This is a genomic window from Nitrosomonas sp., assembly GCF_040240425.1.
In the GTDB taxonomy this organism is placed as follows: Bacteria; Pseudomonadota; Gammaproteobacteria; order Burkholderiales; family Nitrosomonadaceae; genus Nitrosomonas.
The window spans coordinates 1-18,847 of the sequence record NZ_QPHG01000026.1; the positions used below are offsets into that span (position 1 = coordinate 1).

At 49.1% G+C, this 18,847-nt stretch carries 18 protein-coding genes; 5 read left to right on the forward strand and 13 right to left on the reverse strand.

Going from position 1 to position 18,847, the window contains the following annotated elements; genetic code table 11:
* The first annotated feature begins 145 nt into the window (after positions 1-145).
* Entirely contained in the window at positions 146-595 is a 450-nt protein-coding gene (locus DU481_RS10715; RefSeq protein WP_350134364.1) for a styrene oxide isomerase, read from the forward strand.
* A 54-nt stretch (positions 596-649) separates the two neighbouring features.
* Complete coding sequence (locus DU481_RS10720; protein WP_350134366.1) at positions 650-2,422, forward strand: ABC transporter transmembrane domain-containing protein; 1,773 nt, start codon at positions 650-652, stop codon at positions 2,420-2,422.
* On the opposite strand, the gene DU481_RS10725 is transcribed toward DU481_RS10720, so the two are convergent.
* From DU481_RS10725 to DU481_RS10770, 10 genes are all read right to left on the reverse strand, one after another.
* Positions 2,405-3,118: a phosphorylase family protein gene (locus tag DU481_RS10725; RefSeq protein ID WP_350134367.1), complete on the reverse strand. Its 714-nt coding sequence runs from the start codon at positions 3,116-3,118 to the stop codon at positions 2,405-2,407. The genes DU481_RS10720 and DU481_RS10725 overlap by 18 nt on opposite strands.
* Positions 3,119-3,607: 489 nt before the next feature.
* Positions 3,608-4,342, reverse strand: coding sequence for a hypothetical protein (locus DU481_RS10730; protein ID WP_350134369.1), 735 nt, complete (start codon positions 4,340-4,342; stop codon positions 3,608-3,610).
* A 42-nt stretch (positions 4,343-4,384) separates the two neighbouring features.
* Positions 4,385-4,666 (reverse strand): copper resistance CopC family protein, encoded by a 282-nt coding sequence (locus DU481_RS15590; protein ID WP_502889946.1) that lies wholly within the window; start codon positions 4,664-4,666, stop codon positions 4,385-4,387.
* A gap of 158 nt (positions 4,667-4,824) precedes the next feature.
* Positions 4,825-6,096 (reverse strand): sialidase family protein, encoded by a 1,272-nt coding sequence (locus tag DU481_RS10740; protein WP_350134373.1) that lies wholly within the window; start codon positions 6,094-6,096, stop codon positions 4,825-4,827.
* 17 nt (positions 6,097-6,113) lie between these two features.
* Positions 6,114-6,608, reverse strand: a complete 495-nt coding sequence (locus DU481_RS10745; protein WP_350134375.1) for a TlpA family protein disulfide reductase — start codon at positions 6,606-6,608, stop codon at positions 6,114-6,116.
* Positions 6,609-6,652: 44 nt separating this feature from the next.
* Positions 6,653-9,265: a TonB-dependent receptor domain-containing protein gene (locus DU481_RS10750; RefSeq protein ID WP_350134377.1), complete on the reverse strand. Its 2,613-nt coding sequence runs from the start codon at positions 9,263-9,265 to the stop codon at positions 6,653-6,655.
* A 417-nt stretch (positions 9,266-9,682) separates the two neighbouring features.
* Entirely contained in the window at positions 9,683-10,381 is a 699-nt protein-coding gene (locus tag DU481_RS10755; protein ID WP_350134378.1) for a phosphorylase family protein, read from the reverse strand.
* The gene (gene shc / locus DU481_RS10760) at positions 10,372-12,375 is read right to left on the reverse strand and encodes a squalene--hopene cyclase (protein WP_350134380.1); all 2,004 of its coding nucleotides are present in this window, start codon (positions 12,373-12,375) and stop codon (positions 10,372-10,374) included. The genes DU481_RS10755 and shc overlap by 10 nt, the downstream gene beginning before the upstream one ends.
* Before the next feature lie 141 nt (positions 12,376-12,516).
* A complete protein-coding gene (locus DU481_RS10765; protein WP_350134382.1) occupies positions 12,517-13,341 on the reverse strand; it encodes an MlaA family lipoprotein in 825 nt (274 codons plus the stop codon).
* A gap of 303 nt (positions 13,342-13,644) precedes the next feature.
* Positions 13,645-14,253 (reverse strand): MotA/TolQ/ExbB proton channel family protein, encoded by a 609-nt coding sequence (locus DU481_RS10770; RefSeq protein WP_090319101.1) that lies wholly within the window; start codon positions 14,251-14,253, stop codon positions 13,645-13,647.
* Between the two features lie 359 nt (positions 14,254-14,612).
* On the opposite strand from DU481_RS10770, the gene xseA reads away from it, so the two are divergent.
* Together xseA and DU481_RS10780 are read left to right on the forward strand one after the other, a co-directional pair.
* Positions 14,613-15,959: an exodeoxyribonuclease VII large subunit gene (gene xseA / locus DU481_RS10775; protein WP_502889947.1), complete on the forward strand. Its 1,347-nt coding sequence runs from the start codon at positions 14,613-14,615 to the stop codon at positions 15,957-15,959.
* A 63-nt stretch (positions 15,960-16,022) separates the two neighbouring features.
* Positions 16,023-16,397: a DUF423 domain-containing protein gene (locus DU481_RS10780; RefSeq protein WP_090319104.1), complete on the forward strand. Its 375-nt coding sequence runs from the start codon at positions 16,023-16,025 to the stop codon at positions 16,395-16,397.
* Positions 16,398-16,422: 25 nt separating this feature from the next.
* On the opposite strand, the gene DU481_RS10785 is transcribed toward DU481_RS10780, so the two are convergent.
* On the reverse strand, positions 16,423-16,764 hold the full coding sequence (locus DU481_RS10785) for a hypothetical protein (protein ID WP_350134386.1): 342 nt from the start codon (positions 16,762-16,764) through the stop codon (positions 16,423-16,425).
* Between the two features lie 154 nt (positions 16,765-16,918).
* Between DU481_RS10785 and DU481_RS10790 the strand changes: the two genes are divergently transcribed.
* Positions 16,919-17,392, forward strand: a complete 474-nt coding sequence (locus DU481_RS10790) for a disulfide bond formation protein B (protein WP_350134388.1) — start codon at positions 16,919-16,921, stop codon at positions 17,390-17,392.
* A 20-nt stretch (positions 17,393-17,412) separates the two neighbouring features.
* Here the strand turns inward: DU481_RS10790 and xerD are convergent, their stop codons facing one another.
* Both xerD and DU481_RS10800 read right to left on the reverse strand, forming a co-directional pair.
* A complete protein-coding gene (gene xerD, locus DU481_RS10795; protein WP_090319110.1) occupies positions 17,413-18,324 on the reverse strand; it encodes a site-specific tyrosine recombinase XerD in 912 nt (303 codons plus the stop codon).
* Positions 18,311-18,817, reverse strand: a complete 507-nt coding sequence (locus DU481_RS10800) for a methylated-DNA--[protein]-cysteine S-methyltransferase (protein ID WP_350134390.1) — start codon at positions 18,815-18,817, stop codon at positions 18,311-18,313. The genes xerD and DU481_RS10800 overlap by 14 nt, the downstream gene beginning before the upstream one ends.
* Positions 18,818-18,847 lie beyond the last annotated feature (30 nt).

Sequence of the window (18,847 nt, forward strand, 5' to 3'; positions counted from 1 at the left end):
AAGTTGCCTGAACTTTGCTTCTCTGATTCGAGAACGAAAATAGTATCTGTTTTTGGCATTCATCTCAGAAAGTTAGCACACTTTAGTAAGTGCTTAACTTCCTAAGACCCTAAATTTTTAATCCGATACGATCAAAAGCATTGACATGAATGTACAAAACCGAGCAAGACAAATCCTGATCCACGGTTTGGCTTTAGTATTAGTCGGCATCATTTGGGGATTGGTGATACCGCACACGCCCTTCCCTCGGTTGGCATTGAGCGCGCACATTCAAGCGGTGCTGAACGGCATGCTGTTCATTTTGATGGCGATGCTGCTGCTGACGCTGCCGCATAAGGTTAGTGCGCGTTCGGCGCTGGTCATGTTGGTTGCGGTCTGTTTGACGTGGCTCACCGTCATTTCCGAAATCGCCAATGCCTGGTGGGGTACCTCGGAATCGCTGGCGATCGCGGCACAACAGGCCGGTGCAAGCGGCGCTGCTATGTGGCAGGAGCAGTTTGTGAAACTGACGCATATTCCGGCCATTATCGGGCTGATCGTTGCCTGGATACTGCTCATTGCCGGATTTGTGAAAAAACCCGACCCCCAAGATTAATCCATACAGCTTATAGCAATCACAGCAACGCCTGCTATCCGGCAGGATTCATTCATGACAGATTCTTCAAAGAACACGCAAACCCGCTGGCAGAGTATCAAAAAAGCAGCGCAGTTTATCGCGCCTTACCGCCGCCAGGTCGTTTATAGTTTGCTGGCGTTGTTATTCACCGCCACGATTACACTGTCGATCGGGCAAGGCATCCGGTTGATGATCGACCAGGGATTTGCCACGCAATCCAAAGAACTGCTCAGTCAGTATGTCGGCATATTTCTGCTGCTGGTAATCGCTTTGGCTGTCGGGACGTTCACACGCTATTACTGGGTCACCTGGCTGGGCGAGCGAGTGATTGCCGATATCCGAAGTAAAGTATTCAACCATCTGATCCATCTGCATCCCGGTTTTTTCGAGGAGAACCGCAGTCTCGAAATCCAATCGCGCCTGACTGCCGATATGACATTACTGCAAACCGTGATCGGCTCGTCGGTATCGTTCGCATTACGCAATTTGATCATGATGGTTGGCGGCATCGTCTGGTTATTCATCACCAACGCCAAGCTGACTGCGCTGGTGACGATTTGCGTGCCGCTGGTGGTAGTGCCGATCTTGATTTATGGCCGCCGCGTGCGGCATTTGTCGCGCCAAAGCCAGGACAAAATCGCCGCAGTCGGCGCTTATGTCGGCGAAGTGCTGGGTCAGATTAAAACCGTGCAAGCCTACAATCACCAATCCATCGATCAGCGCACCTTTCATACTCAGGTTGAGGAAGCTTTTGCCGTCGCCAAGCAACGCACGCTGCAACGCTCATTGTTGATCACCCTGGTTATTTTGCTGGTGATGGGTGCTGTCGGATTGATGCTGTGGGTCGGCGGTATCGATGTCATCGAAGGCCGGATCAGCGCGGGAGAATTGGCCGCGTTTGTTTTCTACAGCGTCATTGTCGGTTCGGCAGTTGCTTCCATTTCGGAAGTCATCGGCGAATTGCAGCGCGCCGCCGGTGCCGCCGAGCGCACCATGGAGTTGCTGCAAGCGCCGAATCTGATTCAATCACCGGAAAAACCCCATCCTCTGCCCAGCGTATCCGGAAATATCGCTATCGATCAACTGTGCTTCGCTTACCCTTCCCGCCCCGATGTCCTGGCCATCAACAATCTGACCTTGACGGTCCGGGCAGGCGAAACGCTGGCGCTGGTCGGTCCTTCCGGCGCGGGTAAGTCAACGTTGTTTGATTTGTTGCTGCGTTTCTTTGACAGCCAATCCGGCTCTATAAAACTGGAAGGTATCGATATCCGGCAGCTCGATCTTTTTGCCTTACGCCGCTGCTTTGCGCTGGTATCGCAAACCCCGGCGTTGTTTTACGGCAGCATCGGCGACAATCTGCGCTACGCCTGCCCCGACGCCAGCGACGCGGATGTGCAAGCGGCAGCCGAAGCTGCCTACGCGCATGAATTTATCTGCCAATTACCGCAAGGCTATCAAACGCATTTGGGAGATGCCGGATTAGGATTGTCAGGCGGGCAAAAGCAGCGGCTGGCGATTGCCCGGGCGATTCTGGCGGATGCGCCAATTCTGTTGCTGGATGAAGCCACCAGTGCGCTGGATGCGCAAAGCGAGTATTGGGTGCAGCAAGCATTGCAGCAGCTGATGCGCAATCGAACCACGTTGGTCATTGCACATCGTCTGGCCACGGTACAATCCGCCGACCGGATTGCCGTGCTCGATCACGGTCGGTTGGATGCGATCGGCACGCATGCGCAATTGCTGCAATCCAGTCCGCTGTACGCACGGCTGGCGGCGTTGCAGTTTCAGTCACTCGTTATTGACTGATCTGCTCTCGCTTAACTCGACATCACGATAAGGCATGTAGTCACTCGCGAAAGTCAATCCCGTTTTTTGCACGACTTCCGTTAAGGCATAGCGCGCTACGTGCATCCCAAGTGCGAGATGGATCAACGTCACGATTGAGACCGATCGGTTAAGCACCAATTTAATGAGCTGAATAGCATCCACGCTACCGTCGGGATATACCGCGCCCATCAATGCCTCCGGCGGGGAAAATTCAAGCGGATCGACAATTGCCCGGATAGCAAGAAACGAAATGCCGGCATCGGCCGCCACTTTCGCCACGGCCGCCGATTCCATATCCGCCGCGCAAGCCCCGGTAGCTTCACCCAACGCCAGTTTTTGCGCGCGGGTAGTGAGCGGTGCTTCACAGGACGTCAGGACTCCACTCGTAACCGTAACATGCTTTGACATTATGCCGTGCAGCCGGTCGCGCCATTCCATGTCCACCGGCAGGATCTCGCCGTCCATCATAACCGCTTCGGGCAACACCAAATCACCGGGAATTAATTTGTCATCCAATGCCGCAGCCACACCGAAACTGACTAAGGCATTAATGTTCTGCCCGCACAATTTCAACGCCGCCCCGCGTGCCGCGCTACTTCCTATGCTACTGAGACACAACGAGGTTCTATCCCCTATATCCACCACTTGATAAAGAGGAAAACGACGTTTATCCACCAAACAGCTTGCTTCTGACTTCAGTGCCGTAACAACTCCAATAATCTTCAATTGAAAGCCCCCCTTATCAAGGCATAATAGCGCGCCAGCATCGTATTGGAAAGAATTTTGCACGACCATAATAACGCAAATTGAAAGCATGCGGATTTACGCCTATAAGAATGTAAACATAAAAAACGCTAATTGGCACTACAGCGGCGATCGGACTTCTGGGAGTATCAGTGGATTGATTGATGTACCAACATTATTACTTGCTGATGGCGCGGTTTCGCATGATTGATCTGATGTTTTTCTGAGAAAGATATTTGCGGTGATCTCACTGCTTCTGAGTATCACGATATTGGCCTCATGACTTCAATGTTGGCCGGAGAACTTTGATTCTTTAGAAGTACTTTACCGGGAGTTACGCCCCCCGGCAAAGTATCCAGTTCCGCCGGTGCACCAGCTAGCCTAGCAAGATACCCGCGGTTACCGTTCACTAATCCTCTGTTATTTCTGAGTTTCAATGCCTTGCTTATGATTCAAAAAGAAAGTTTTTCTACTGATTTCCTGAACCCATTGCTTAGCCGGAATGATGGGGGAGAACATAATCAATCCCAGTATGACGGGTATAATTAATCCCAAACAAACAGCCAGGATCCTTAGCGCAATATGCCACGGAGATACCGCATCAGGATCAACACCGACATGCAATGGAATTCTGAGTATATTTTCTTCGGTTATGGTATTTTCTTCCCCGACTGAAAGGTACAACGCATAAAAACCTTCTTTGTCCAGTTCGATATGCGTCTCGACCATACCTTGCGGGTACAGCTTGGCCGGTACTTCAAAAATGGTGCCGGTATCCTTGAAGTTTTCCACTTTCCGCTCATCCTCTCCAATCAGTTCTTGTTTAACCAAGCGAACACTGATGGGTGTTTCCCTTACGTCTTCGTCAACCAGATCTGCGGTAAAGTAAAGTGAGCCCGTTTTGGGGATTTTTTTACAATAGGATCGTAACAATTTATTTCTATCTTTCCCTTTTATATTCTCCAGATCGCCTTCGGGCTTCAGATAAGCACTGAAATAAATCGCATATAAATCATTGGTGACGAGGCAACCGACCGTTTCGGTATAGTCGAATTGCACGGGGGCGGTTACATTTTTCTTGCTGCAGGCAGGTAACAGCAAAATGGTGCCGCATAATAGAATCGTAAATAACTGTTTGGTAGTGAGTGATTTCATAATGTAGTGCGCTCCTATCGATAAGGAATATGGGTATTGAAGTTAGTCGGATTCCGCAACAGTAAAGTCAAATTTGCCCGAAACCGCGTGTGTATCCGCCGATATCACCCGGTACCGGACAGTGTAAGTATCTGGAGGGAGTTGCGGAATGCTGATATAGATATGCGATGGGTCCAGCATTTCCTGTTCAATATCTTTGTTATCCACACGTTTTCCTGCACTATTCATCACGGCAAGCGATTTGAAAGCACTCCTGACATGCTCGTTAAACCAGACATCCACTTGCTTCGGTGATTTACTAATGGTGCTATCTTTTTCAGGCATCGATTTCACCATGACAGCATGCGCGAGAGCGGCTTCCGGTAAGATTGAGAAGGTAATAAAGAACAAACATATCAGTAGATTCATTGAAAAAAAGATACTGCAACGTGCCATAGCGTTTTCTCCTGTAAAAATATTGTCGTAGCAATCCGCACTGTTCATCATTCAAAAACATACCAAGCCAATTCGCTGGAATGCTGATTGTTTTTTTCCGTCCATAGGGCTAAAAATCCATGTTTTGTGGCCACTAATTTGGGTTGCGTTGCGGAATACTTTGCCTCGGTCAGTCGTTTAGGCACTGACCAGGTCGTGCCGCCATCTTCTGATTTCGTGTAAAAAATACTCGCTCCATCCGGTTCCATTTCATTCCAAATGGCCGCAACAGCATTGCGATTGCGCGCCGCAATATCGCCATGCATGGCCATACTTCCGAGTTTCCGGGGAATCGACCAGGTTTGGCCGTTATCGTTTGAAGAGAGATGATATAAACCGGATTTGTCTTCAATACCGGTCCAAACAACGCTGTGCAGTTGAGCGATATTGTCTGTGCCAGCATATTTTAAAGCGCCGCCAACATGCGGACAGCCTTCGAATTTCCATTGAAAATCACCGACTGTACTGGCGTGCCGCCAGGTTAATCCCGCATCGAGCGATTGCGCCAGCGACATGTCGCGAGGTGCCGTATTGCGATAAAGAACCGCGAGTTTATTGTCAGGTGACACTGCCACTGTATTCCAACAGCATGAGCACGTGGAGTCATCCAAAGTAACCGGCTGACTCCACTGTTTGCCATGATCAATCGACCGGGCATAGTGCAAACCTTGGTAACCATTTTCATTAGGGTCCGCTAGCCAAACCGCGTGAAAATTGCCTTTCCAGTCAGCAACCAAATCAATGTGAGCTTGGCTACCATCATTGTCTATAGCCGGATTGGCGCCTCTTTTCCAGGTTTGGCCAGCATCCGGAGAATAAGCGCTGACCATCGGTCCCATCGTTGGGAACTCTCCTTCAGTCTGCCACAGTGATACCAGATGGTTACCATCGGCCGCCAATTGAACATCGTTTCCACGGCTGGCCATTGCGGCAGGCAATGACTCATTTACAGTTACCGGATTTTTCCATTGACGCCCGCCATCTTCAGAACGTGTATAGCGAATCGAGCCATGCGTATTATGGACAGAGCGTTTTCCGCTCGCGATAAGGTGGATAGTTTCTTGATCCACATAAACATCGAATGATGAAACATCGTACAAACCCAGCGTCGATTTCGCATAAACCTTATTGTTTGCCGGATTGAGTGCGTTATTTTCCGGCGCTTCCGTGCTCAGCACCGGTCCCGACGAGCAACCGAGGATCATTAAGCTGATCTGGCAAACTACTTTCAGGGAAACAATCAATCCGTGTTTTCTTCCGGATTGCATGTCATTGGTCATTGCGTACATCCACTGTTTCAATTCAGGAGCACCTTGAAGATATTGTTATAGTCCTCCCTGGATAACGCGCCGCTAATGCCATGGCGTTCATGCTTTTTATTGATGAAGTAGGTTCTGGGTAACTCGCCATACCATTTAGGATCAATCTCATAGCGCAATTTTTGTGCATTTTCTTCGGCAAAAATCCAGTGCTCCAGATTGGTCAATTCGTTTCTCGCCAATACGGTTTGGACTAAACCGGTTGCTGAGGCATCGTCAGCGGATAGCATCACGATATTGATTTCCGGTCTGCTTTTTGCCAGATCATGCAGCAGTGGCATTTTCTTCATGCAGGATGAACAGGTGGTCGACCAAATAACCAGCATGAAAGGTTTATCCGCATTGCTATCAAGCAATTTCTGATAACTGCCGGGAGTAAAAGGTTTGAGTTGCACCTGCTCGGCCCCGGCCGGTAAAACAAAACCGGATGACAAAATGAGTGTGCATAGTAAAAATATTTTTCTTAAGGTCATGTTTTCCTCCTTTTGGTGATGAATTCCGGGTATCCCGGATCAATTTAAATTTTCAATGTGAAACTCAAGCGGAAACTCACCGGTTCTACCGGATGAAAGTGAAAATCCCTCACGCCGTCAGTTGATTCACCGGGCAGCCGCGACGTATAAAAATAAGTGATCGCAGGATCGTTACGATCAAGCATATTGAACACCTCGGCCTGCAAGCTTAATTTTCTGTTGACTTCATAACCGAGCATGGCAGACAGCAGAATCGTGGAATCGGAGCGTTTACTGTTGTCTTCGATTAGAGGACGCGGCCCTAAGAAACGTAACCGGGGGCCACCGAAAAAACCACCCAAAACATGATGAAAAGTCGCGCCAGTTGCAACCACGGCCTCGACCGAATTCGGCACATAATTACCTTCATCCGGTACTTTATTGCGGAAACGGGCATGAGAAAAACTGACATCGGCGTCAAAGGTCAGCCAGTCCGTCGGCGAATAGTAATTTGCAAACTCAAGCCCGTAGCGGCGGCTAGGACGGCTGGCCTCCGTCGTGCCGGCATCCCCGACAAATAGCAGCTCCGAGTCAATATCCAGCCACCACAACGCCAACGTGCTTTGCAATCCTTTGATCCGCACCGTGCGTGCACCAACCTCCGCGCCGTAAGTGCGGACCAAAGGATCGGCACGCTGAACGGAATCACCGCTTAGCGGATCGATGCGGGTGTTGATGCCGCGCGCATCGTTGCTATGAAACCCAAGACCACCATTCAGATAAAACTCGGTATCCGCCCAAGGTCCGAGAACCATGCCAAATTTAGGACTGACCAAGCCATCGTAGCGTTCGCCCATGTTTTGTCTGATATTGCTGCGATCAACATCAAAGCGAAAACCGTCGAAACGCAGCCCCAGACTGGTGCGTAACCAGTTCGTCCAGGTCAGCTTGTTTTCCGCGTACGGACTGATGCTGGTTACCCAGACGGTATCCTGGCGCGTGATGCCGGTTCTTCTTTGTGCATGCGTTCTGGTCAGTGCGTTGTGAATATTATCGTTACGCACTTGTAAGCCGAAGGTGGTTTCCGAATCAACAGAACCGATGGTGTGAAAAATCGTGTGGCTGCCCTTGAAGCCGGTTGTCCAACGATCGTCCGGTTGGCCAAATTGATCGCCGCATTTATTAAAAAGAGCTGGATTGAATTGTCTCCCTGAATCCAATCCAGTTAAACCGGCACAGCCGACGGTGTTGGTGTTTTCATTGTCATCCAGAAAATAGGTGAAGTTTGAGAACAGACCCAGCTTGGAATTCACCCCATACACCATTAATTTGGTGATACTGTTCTCACCCCGGTGATGCCATTCACCAGTCAGGCTGTAGCGCTGGCTGCTGCCGCCATCGGTAGGATCGAGCGCATCGAAACGGCCAATGATGCTTTGTTGAAGCGCGCGCCTGGCGATCTGATCGGTCGCTTTCCAATCGGACTTCGTGGCCATGGCGGTTACACTCCAGCCATGATTGCCATACTCCTGGCTGTATCGCAACAGACCATTAAATTTCAAATAATCGTTGCCAACCGTCCACGGGCCATTGTTGTGCACGATTTCTCCCGCATACAACAAATTACCTGTTCCTAATACGCGTGAACCGGCGATCAATCCGCGGTAATAATCAAAGCTGCCCCCCGTGAATCTGACCATGGTTTCCGGCAGCTTTTTAAAATAGCGGATATTGGCCGAACCGGTACTGGAAAAATCTCCATTCTCGGCGTAGTGAATGCCTTTTTTGTATTCCAGCGTTTCGATCAGCTCAGGGATTAGAAAATTGGTATCCGTCCAGCCTTGTCCGTGGGAATGCGATAGTTGATTGACCGGTACGCCTTCAATCTGGGTTAGAAAATCGGTGCCGTGATCGAGATTGAATCCGCGTAGAAAAAATTGATTGGCTTTACCTTCGCCGCTGTGCTGTGTGGCGATCATGCCGGGAATGGTTTCCAGCACTTCCGCCGGGCGCGTAATCGGCCGGAATTTGATCTGGGCTTGCCCCACGTTACCTTGAGAAGCGCTATCGGCAATGCCTATTAGTGAATTGGCCCGCTCAGTCACGCGCATCTCGTTGAATACCACCCATTTTGCTTTGCCGCTTTCAGGCTTGATTTCCGTCATTGCCCTAGGGGTTGTATTGATCAATTGAGCAGTTTCTTGGGCATGCACATTGTTACCAACGGAAAAGGCCAATGCCAATACCGCCAAACGGGCAATCAGTATGCCGGTGCCGTGCAGTAGCAAAGTGGCGAATACAAATCCGGCGGTATAGGAAATCAGACTGGCGGAAGCCGATATTTCCTGGCCATGCGCGTAGCCATGAAAAAAAGCAAAAAGCGCGATAATCAGAATATTAAACGGGGCGCTAAATTGAATTTTCCGGATAACGAATACGTTGAGTAGCAGGACGGACAATAGAATGATGTTTTCGGTATAGGGTAGTGCGATGTCCACTGCACCGGCAAATCCGCCAAGACTCATGACGCTGGCAAATACCAGGGGTAATACCCAGACAGCTTGTCCGCGCGATTGCGCGGCCCACATTCCCACCGCGATCATGGTCAAAATATGATCCCACCCTTCCAATGGATGATGAAAACCGTCGTGCCAATCACTGTTAATGACAAGCATCATTGCCGGATTTTGCGGTAGGAAAAAAGATAACAGCATGAGTGATCCAAATGCGAGGATCATGGTCGATCGTTTCTCAGATTTTTGAGTAACTTGCGGCATCTGCTTGAGACTTGAGCTAAAGATAATTGCCATTATCTTCTTAACGCAAGAGGGTACGAAAGTGACAAATTGCCACAGCGGCAATTTGTCACACTTAACCTAGAACTGGATCGGAATGATTATTTAGATAGGGGAAAATACAAACTGCCAGCATTTGCCCAAAGAGCCGGGAACACCCATGATTATAAAAATACTAATCTTATTAGTGACTTATTCTGTAGCACAGTATGATTATCGGATGTGATCTGGATAGACAGCGGCAAGTGACAATGCCCGGCCGGCTCAAACAGAGTCAAGGTCAATGGCACCGGCTTAGATTCAGGCCAACCCTGTACCGGCGGATTGAATAACCTTTGATAAAGTTTTGCGTGCCGCACGCATACCGGCACCCATTTGCAGCAATGTACCGATACGAACCGAGCGTTTCAGCAGCAATGCCGTGAGGCGCAGCGGATTCACGCCGCCATCGGGATACACAGCACCGAGCAATGCTTCCGGTGGCGAGAAATGAACCGGATCGATAATGGCGCGCACGGCGATGAACGGAATGCCTGCTGTTGCTGCCACATGCGCCACGGCAGCGCTTTCCATATCCACCGCACAGGCGCCGGTTGCTTGCGCCAGATTTCGTTTGGCTTTTTCATCCGTCAGCGGCACGGTACTGTCCGCCAAGCCGCCGTTGACGACGGTAATATCCGTGGGCAGTAAACTTTGCAATTGGTCACGCCATGCCAGATCAACCGGCAACTGCTCACCTGCGTGTATGACATCCGGCAAAACCAGGTCGCCTGGTTTTAGGGTCGAATCCAGCGCGCCGGCAACACCAAAGCTCACCAGCGCCATCGCACCCTGTTGATACAACCCTTCGGCTGCCGCACCCGCAGCCTGCGCGCCCATGCCGCTTAACCACAAGCACGCATGGTCGTTCAGCTGCACCATCTGATTGAATGGAATCCGCGCTGGTGATATGCAACTGGCTTCAGCCCGTAAGGCTGTCACCAGTCCGGTTACACGCACGCGGCGACTGTTCTGGTCAGCGCACGGTAACGCGCCAGCGCCCATATCGGGAAGAATTTTGAATAACCGTGATAGCGCAAATAGAACACGCGCGGGAAGCCAGGCGCGGTAAACCAAGGGTCTTCCCACAAGTGATCGCTGGATTGATTGCGCAACAGATAATTGATTCCTCTTCGAACCGATTCGCTGTTGACTTCACCCGCTGCCATTAAGCCCAATACAGCCCAAGCGGTCTGGAATGCCGTGCTGGTTTCGTGAAACCTCCCCGCTAGCTGCTTATCCAAATACGAATCGTTGGTTTCGCCCCAGCCGCCATCGGCTCTTTGCACCGATTCCAACCACTTCACGGCGCGGCGCACCGAGTGGTGTTGCATATCGAACTTGGCCAGCTGGAAAGCTTCCAGCACTGACCATGTACCATAAATATAATTAGTGCCCCAGCGCCCGAACCAGGAACCGTCTTGCTCCTGTTCGCGCAACAAAAAGCTAATGCCGCGCCACACTTCGAGCTGGTGTCTGCCGTATTTTCCCAGCAAACCGACACAACGCGCGGTCACATCGCTGGTTGGCGGATCGATCAGAGCGCCATGATCGGCGAAAGGAATTTCATTCAAATAGTGATGGGTGTTATCAATATCGAAAGCGGCAAAACCGCCGTTACGCGATTGCATGCCTGCCAGCCAATTGGCTGCGCGTTCCAACGATTTATGATGCCGCTCCGCGCCACCTTGATCCAACGCCCATGCCACAGCGGCTGTATCGTCCAGATCCGGATAGTGCGGATTAGCGTACTGAAACGCCCAGCCGCCGCCCAATAATTCAGGGCGTTTATCGCGCCAGTCGCCCGGCTCGTCCAGAACCTGCTGTTCAACCAGCCAATCCAATGCTTTCAATACCGGCTCCTGACCGGTGGTTGGATCTTCTTGCAATGCCAAACTGGTCAATACCGTATCCCAGACCGGCGATGTACAGGGCTGACACCAAATGCGCTCGCCTTCGTCGACCAGCAATCCGCGCAGCGCGTTACGGCATTGCACCCGATTAGGGTGATCATAGGCATAGCCCAACAGCGTCAATGCTTCATGCGCATTAACCATGGCCGGGAAAATCGCACCAATACCGCATTCGCCATTCAGACGTTCAAGCGTCCAGCGTTCCGCTTTACGGATCGAATATTGCCGGATTGATTGCGGCAGCTTCGGCTCCACACGGGACAGAATACGCTCAACCAGCATAAACGCACGTTTTAGAACGGTATCCGCTCTGGGAAAATAATTTTTTTCCTCTTCAGGCGGCACGATAAACAATTCGCGGATATTCACTTTACGCGGATTAATCGCGCGCGCTTTCATGGTGCACAGAATGGACAGCGGTATCATCACGGTACGTGACCAGTACGAAACTTTGCTGATATGAAAAGGGAACCAGCTTGGCAACAGTACCAGTTCCGACGGCACCACCGGCACGCCATGCCACGGGATCTGATCGTACATAGCTAGCAACAAGCGCGTGAACACATTGGCTTTGGCTGCCCCGCCGCGTTCCAAAATAGCTTCCCGTGCACGTACCATGTGCGGCGCATCAGTGGAATCCCCCACCAGCTTCAACGCATAATACGACTTGATCGTGCAGCTGATATCAAACGCGCCGCCATAATAGAGCGGCCAGCCGCCGTGCGTCATGTCCTGCTTGTCACGGATAAAACGGGCGATCTTGTTTTCCAAAATCACGTCGATCTCATCCATGAAGTGCATCATTAAAATATACTCGGCCGGAATCGTGCAATCCGCTTCCAGCGGAAAACACCAGTGTCCATCCGGATTTTGTAACGCCAGCATGGCTGTGCGAGCTTGGTCAAACTTCGTTTCCAGCTCGGCGGTGTTGATGCCATCCTGATTCAGGGTTGTTGCCGTATCCGATTCAGGGGTTTCACCGTTAACCGTAAAATCACTTTGTTGCTGCGATAGATTCGCTACTCTCTGAAGTCCGTCCATATATTCCTAACACTGTACGTTACAAATTACCCAATGGATAAAACACTTGCTGCGATCCAAACTGATTTTATTTCTAAATAAGAGCGGCAGCCTGTCGATGCCTCGCTGCAAAAGCCATGAAACGATGGTCACACTGACTCATTACTTTTGCTTTTTTCCGTCTTTATCAAAAGGATTATCCTGAAAATGCTCAAAGTCATAAAGATCTAATGGCAGTTTGCCATCATGCACAAGAAACTCGCGTTGCTGCAACGAGGCTTCCCGCACAAACAAATAGGGGTCGATTGCAGCTTCATCGCGAATCCGCATAGGACCGATCAAACGCGCGCGCTTATCGATCGCACCCAGAATGGTCAAAGGAGCCGCGAAGTAGGAACCCACCACAAGACCGGCATAAAAAAGCACATTGGTGAAAATACCGACGGGAATATTCGTGACATCGCGCTCACTGCTGGGTCCCACGAGTGGGATAAACAGATAAGATCCCGGATTTACTCCCCAAACACCCAGCGTTTGGCCGAAATCTTCATCATGCTTTTGGAGCCCCATATGCGTCGCCATATCAAAAAGCCCGAACATGCCGACCGTTGAATTCACAAAAAAACGTAAGGTATCCGAGGCACCCTGCGTCACTTTACCCTGCAGAAAAGAATTCAGTGCAACGTTCGGATAAGATAAATTATCGTAGAAATTTCCGATCGACCGCTGCGCAGCATTGGGAACATAGTCAATGTAGGCATTCACAATCGGCACAAACACGGTCCGATCCACTTTGTCGGTAATATCGTAGGAGGCACGATTAATTTTCTCGTGCGGATCGGCAGGATCCAAGTCCTGATTGCTATTTTTGGGAGCTGATGCGCAACCTTGCAACACAATAATACCGATAAACAACAAGATAACCATCAGGTAGTCATAATTAATTATCGAATTTGTATTTCTCAAGATACGAATATTCTCACTCATTTGCGTGTAAAACAATCATGCATTTCATATCAGAAAACTATTGATCAGCCCTGCGGGTAGTTTGAGCAAATGCACTTCTGGTTTGTGAATCAACTGATAACGGCCGGTTCCCATTACTATCCCTCCCCGGCTGTTCCAATGCCATTTTTCCAGTCAAAAATTAATCCAGCCGAAGTATACACTACTACTTTGCTGACATGTTTTTGCTACCTCAGCCATTCCGGTTTATGACCGGATAATCGTTGTATAACCGCGGATTAATCCTTTTAGAAGATGCGCATTATGTTCATGGGAGCATACTACTCAGCTCTCCCGTTCCCCGTGAACCATTTCAACCAGCTTCAAGGCCTGCAATTCCATTTCTATGACAATGTCGTCGACTTTGGCACGAAAATGACGGTAGAAAATCATGCTGGGAATTGCAACCAGTATCCCGAAAGCCGCGTTATATAAAGCGACTGAAATTCCGTACGCGAGTTGCGCCGGATTGCTACCCGTTGGAGAATTCGAGCCGAAAATCTCGATCATGCCCACTAATGTTCCAAACAAACCCATCAAAGGACTCAGTGCGGCAATCGTCCCCAAAGTTGTTAAATAGCGATTCAGATCGTGTGCGATCACCCGGCCCGATTCTTCGATGGATTCTTTCATCACCTCGCGGGTGCTTTTAACATTTTTAAGCCCGGCGGCAAGAATTTGTCCCAGCGGCGAATGCTGTTGTAAACGCGCCAGCATCTCTGCATTCACACCATTGCGTTTATATTCGTTTAACACCCTGGGCAGTAATTCCTTTGGTGAAACAACACGTAGCCGCAATGTCCACATACGTTCCCCAATGATGCCCAAAGCCACGACAGAAGCAATGATGATCGGCCAGATCGGCCATCCGGCTGCTTGAATTAACGATAACACGTGATAATCTCCTCACTCTCTATATTGATCCGGGTATTATTCTGTGGCTTACTATATTACCCGATTAATTGATTTCATAACGATGCTCGATTCGGCATGCAATGTATCGTGATCGCCGCTTTGCTGCAAAAAATACCCGATTTTCTATCCACAATTTCTGTGGATAAGTTTGTGAGTATGTAACCAATACGAGAATTAAGTTGCCCAATTCAAACATTTTTTCTAGTTTGATTATTTTTTAATCTCGAACGATACTGTTTAATAAACAATAATTTACTTTAAAATTATAGCATTCTCCAGGACTTAAACGCTACACTGACTTCGCTCCGATCAGCAGGTGAAGATTGCCTAACTCCATGATAAATCTATTTCCAGCTTCCAATCTTACGCATAAAGTGCTGACTGTAAGCGAACTAAACAGCAGCACCAAGCTATTCCTGGAACAGAATATTCCACTGCTGTGGATCAAAGGCGAGATCTCGAATTTAAAGTGCTATCAATCCGGCCACTGGTATTTTTCCCTCAAGGACAGCAGTGCGCAAATCCGTTGTGTGCTATTCAGTCACAGAAATCAATATATCGATTGGCAACCGAAAGATGGCATGCAGGTTGAAGTGCTTGCTCTTGTCACCCTCTATGAACCGCGCGGCGATTTTCAGCTCAATGTTGAAACAATGCGGCGCGCCGGGCTGGGTGAGTTATTTGCAGCGTTCGAGCAGCTTAAAGCCAAACTGGAGAAAGCCGGATTATTTGATCCGGTCAAGAAAAAACCGTTACCCGCATTCCCCAATCAAATTGGTATCGTCACCTCCCCGGATACGGCCGCGCTGCGCGACGTACTGACAACATTGCGGCGCCGCATGCCATTCTTAGCGGTGATCATCTACCCGGCGCTGGTACAAGGTAAAGCTGCCGCCAACACCATTGCAGACGCTATAGCGGTTGCAAACCGGCGCGCAGAATGTGATGTGCTGATACTGTGCCGCGGCGGTGGCAGTATTGAAGATTTGTGGGCATTCAACGAAGAAATGGTTGCATCCGCCATAGCTGCCAGTGACATTCCGGTTATCAGCGGCGTTGGGCATGAAACTGATTTTACCATCGCGGATTTTGTTGCCGACATTCGTGCGCCCACGCCAACAGCAGCCGCTGAACTAGCCAGCCGGGATCATCAGGAATTAAGCCAGCACCTGAATGCATTACACCAATGCATGTACCACATCACGCTGCATCGCATAGAAAATGCGATGCAGCGTGCCGATATGCTGTCGCATCGTTTAATTCATCCGGGCGATCGTATCAAACAGCAATCCATTCATTTGCAGCATCTGCAAGACCGCTTCAGCACAACCTGGGCGCATCAAATGGAAAGGAAGCAATGGAAATTACTCGAATTCAATCAGCGCTTGATGGCAGCAAGCCCGAATATTACCGACATGGAAAGACAGCAAAAAGAACTGATTGCACGTTTTCGTGCGGCCTATAAACGCTATTTCGAAACCTTGGCGATTGAGCTACACCATGTGCACGCGCAATTATGTCATCTAAATCCGCAATCGGTTTTGGAACGCGGGTACAGCATTACATATGTCGCAAACAGCATCATCGTTCGTGACAGCAAACAAGTTCATTACGGCGATCGAATTCAGGTAAAATTTGCGCACGGAACGTGCGAAGCGGATATCATGAAAACCGGTGATTCCTGACATAACGCGCGCATTTAATTCTCGCTTCTCTTACTTAACAAGAACAACAAGGACGAACAATCGATGCCAAAAACTTTTCTGATCCTGGGTACACTGAATACGGTTTTATGCATCGCATTGGGCGCTTTCGGCGCACATGGCTTAAAGCAGTTTTTATCAGCCGATATGCTGTCGGTTTATCATACCGGTGTGCAGTACCATTTTTATCACGCCTTTGGAATTATTGTCATCGGCTTGCTCCTGCTGCATTTCCCAAAATCCCGGTTAATGCCGGTATCCGGCTGGTTGATGATGGCAGGCATTGTGCTGTTCAGTTTTAGTCTTTACGCATTGAGCGTAACCGGAACCAGGGCACTTGGCATGATTACACCGTTCGGCGGTGTTTCATTTCTCACCGCCTGGATATTACTGGCTTATGCGATCTGGAAAGAAAAATAAAATGACCGCCCGCACATTTTTCAGCTTATTTAGCCATTTTCCGGTGTGAGACAGCCATTCCCGCATTACGCTCCGCTGCTTTTGTATATTCCCGCAATAAAGCTTCATGGTGCGCCTGGAAATCTTGTCCTTCTCGACCGTAATACTCGCTATGACGCTGATATTCTTCCAATAATTCTTTTTGCACCTTGGCCTTTGCAGTCATCTCGTTAGCTTCTTTCTCATACATCTCAGCTAATCCGATATGATCAAATTTAGTTTTAGCTTGAGCTTCAGCTTTATCCATTTTTCCTAATTCTGCAATAGACACATTTGAAACAAATAAAGTAGAGGTAATCAACGTTATGATCAATATCTTTGTTCGCATGGCAAATTTCCTCGATTGAATAAATGAAAAGTAAATTCCAGTGCTACTCTAAACATTCGATAAACTGAATATATTCATCATAGCAAACTATCTGAAATCCACAAATACTTTATGGATAAACTAAGCGATCAATTCAATTGAGGGAAGAAACAAAATGAGACCATTATTCTTATTCACTCTGCTTTGCTGTACCGGTCTTCTAGGCTACGCGCAGTACTTGCAGCATGTGGAAGGATTGCTGCCTTGTCCATTATGTGTGGCACAACGCGTTGCTTACTGGATGATAGGATTGACTGCGCTGATGGCGTTTCTGCATAAGCCAGGAGTGATCGGACGGCGTATTTATGGTTTTTTGTTGAGCGCATTCGCGCTGACGGGTGCAGTCATTGCCGCACGGCATGCGTGGTTAATACGATTTCCGGAGGCATTTGAATGCGGTATCAGTCCGGAAGAGGCTTTTCTAAATTCTTTACCGATTGCCGGTTGGTGGCCTGGAATGTTCGAGGCTAATGGCGATTGCGCCAATATCGATTGGGAATTTTTAACACTGACCATTCCGGATTGGTCGCTAATCGCTTTTGCGGGACTCGGAATTCTGGCACTTTATGCACTACTGGCCAAAAAATAACGCAGGATTACAACCGGAAACTACCCCCGCGGATGGTGCTTGGCATGCAGCTGCTTCAGGCGCTCACGTGCAATATGCGTGTAAATCTGCGTAGTGGAAATATCGGCATGACCCAACAACAGCTGTACAACACGCAAATCGGCGCCATGATTCAACAGGTGTGTGGCAAAGGCGTGACGCAAAGTATGCGGAGATAGTTGTTTATCAATCCCAATAATCAGCGCATAGCGTTTGATGAGGTACCAGAATGCTTGACGCGTCATGGCTGCACCGCGCGCTGTGACAAATATGGTATCTGTAACAATACCGTTCAACAGCGCAGGTCTGGCTTCTTTGGTATAGCGGCTTAGCCATTCGAGAGATTCTTCCCCCAGCGGCGCAAGGCGTTCCTTTCTACCTTTGCCCATGACCCGCAAAACCCCCATATCCATGCCTACTTGCGAGTACCTTAAATTGATCAATTCAGATACACGCAATCCGCTGGCATACAGCACCTCCAGCATTGCACGATCACGCAAGCCAAGCGGGTGTTGCAAGTCGGGAGCGCTCAGCAACAGATCGACTTCTTTTTCAGTTAGACTTTCCGGCAAGCTGCGCTGCAATTTTGGTGTTTCGATATTGAGACTAGGATCTGTAGTAATTTTTCCCTGGCGCAATAAGAAACGATAAAAACGCTTCAGGCTGGATAATTCACGGCTGGTTGTGCTGGCTTTGATCTTAGCAGATACTCTGGATGCTAGAAATTCAAGCAAATCGGAGTGCGTAGCATCGGTTAGCACGCTGTTATCTTGATTGCGTTTTCTGAGCCACTCACCAAACAACTGTAAGTCATTGCGATAGCTATCCAATGTGTTACGCGACAAACCATCTTCCAGCCATAAGGCATCGGAAAATTCGTCGAGCAGACCGGCGTTCAGTTCAGGTGCTCTCATGGCGCAACAACCAACGCTTGATTTCTAAGGGGTTACCTTCGCTCGCATTCATAAAGCCTCCTAATCCGCCATTTTTGGCGATAACCCGATGGCAGGGTATTACAATCGGAATCCGGTTAGCACCGCACGCCCGGCCTACTGCTCTGGGTGCGGAATGCAGCTGCGTTGCAATTTCCGCATAACTGCTGGTTACTCCACTCGGAATCGCCTGAATTACTTGCCAGACACGCTGTTGATGGGTTGTACCGCTGATATGCAAACTTAAATCAAAAACAAAATCAGGCTCGTTGAGATAGACTTGTAGTTGCCGGCATACTTCTCTTGCTAACAAAGTCTGTGGTGCTAATAGTGGTGTATCAACAGGCAGATAATCAATGGCCGTAAGCCAATCTTCTTCTGTTCGGATACCGAGAACAGCAAATGGCGCGAGTATTTTAGCCTGATATGATTTGATCGAATCGTCAACGACCTGATTTCTTGTTGATCTACCCACTGTGTGCCCGGCTATTAACTAAAAAATTGT

Bases quoted from the DNA above. Each gene is read 5' to 3' on its own strand.
- DU481_RS15590 (WP_502889946.1), bottom strand. From the start codon at position 4,666: ATGCCTGAAAAAGATAGCACCATTAGTAAATCACCGAAGCAAGTGGAT.
- DU481_RS10720 (WP_350134366.1), top strand. From the start codon at position 650: ATGACAGATTCTTCAAAGAACACGCAAACCCGCTGGCAGAGTATCAAA.
- DU481_RS10750 (WP_350134377.1), bottom strand. From the start codon at position 9,265: ATGATGCTTGTCATTAACAGTGATTGGCACGACGGTTTTCATCATCCA.
- DU481_RS10740 (WP_350134373.1), bottom strand. From the start codon at position 6,096: ATGACCAATGACATGCAATCCGGAAGAAAACACGGATTGATTGTTTCC.
- DU481_RS10765 (WP_350134382.1), bottom strand. From the start codon at position 13,341: ATGAGTGAGAATATTCGTATCTTGAGAAATACAAATTCGATAATTAAT.
- DU481_RS10785 (WP_350134386.1), bottom strand. From the start codon at position 16,764: ATGCGAACAAAGATATTGATCATAACGTTGATTACCTCTACTTTATTT.
- DU481_RS10730 (WP_350134369.1), bottom strand. From the start codon at position 4,342: ATGAAATCACTCACTACCAAACAGTTATTTACGATTCTATTATGCGGC.
- shc (WP_350134380.1), bottom strand. From the start codon at position 12,375: ATGGACGGACTTCAGAGAGTAGCGAATCTATCGCAGCAACAAAGTGAT.
- DU481_RS10780 (WP_090319104.1), top strand. From the start codon at position 16,023: ATGCCAAAAACTTTTCTGATCCTGGGTACACTGAATACGGTTTTATGC.
- xerD (WP_090319110.1), bottom strand. From the start codon at position 18,324: ATGAGAGCACCTGAACTGAACGCCGGTCTGCTCGACGAATTTTCCGAT.
- DU481_RS10745 (WP_350134375.1), bottom strand. From the start codon at position 6,608: ATGACCTTAAGAAAAATATTTTTACTATGCACACTCATTTTGTCATCC.
- DU481_RS10715 (WP_350134364.1), top strand. From the start codon at position 146: ATGAATGTACAAAACCGAGCAAGACAAATCCTGATCCACGGTTTGGCT.
- DU481_RS10790 (WP_350134388.1), top strand. From the start codon at position 16,919: ATGAGACCATTATTCTTATTCACTCTGCTTTGCTGTACCGGTCTTCTA.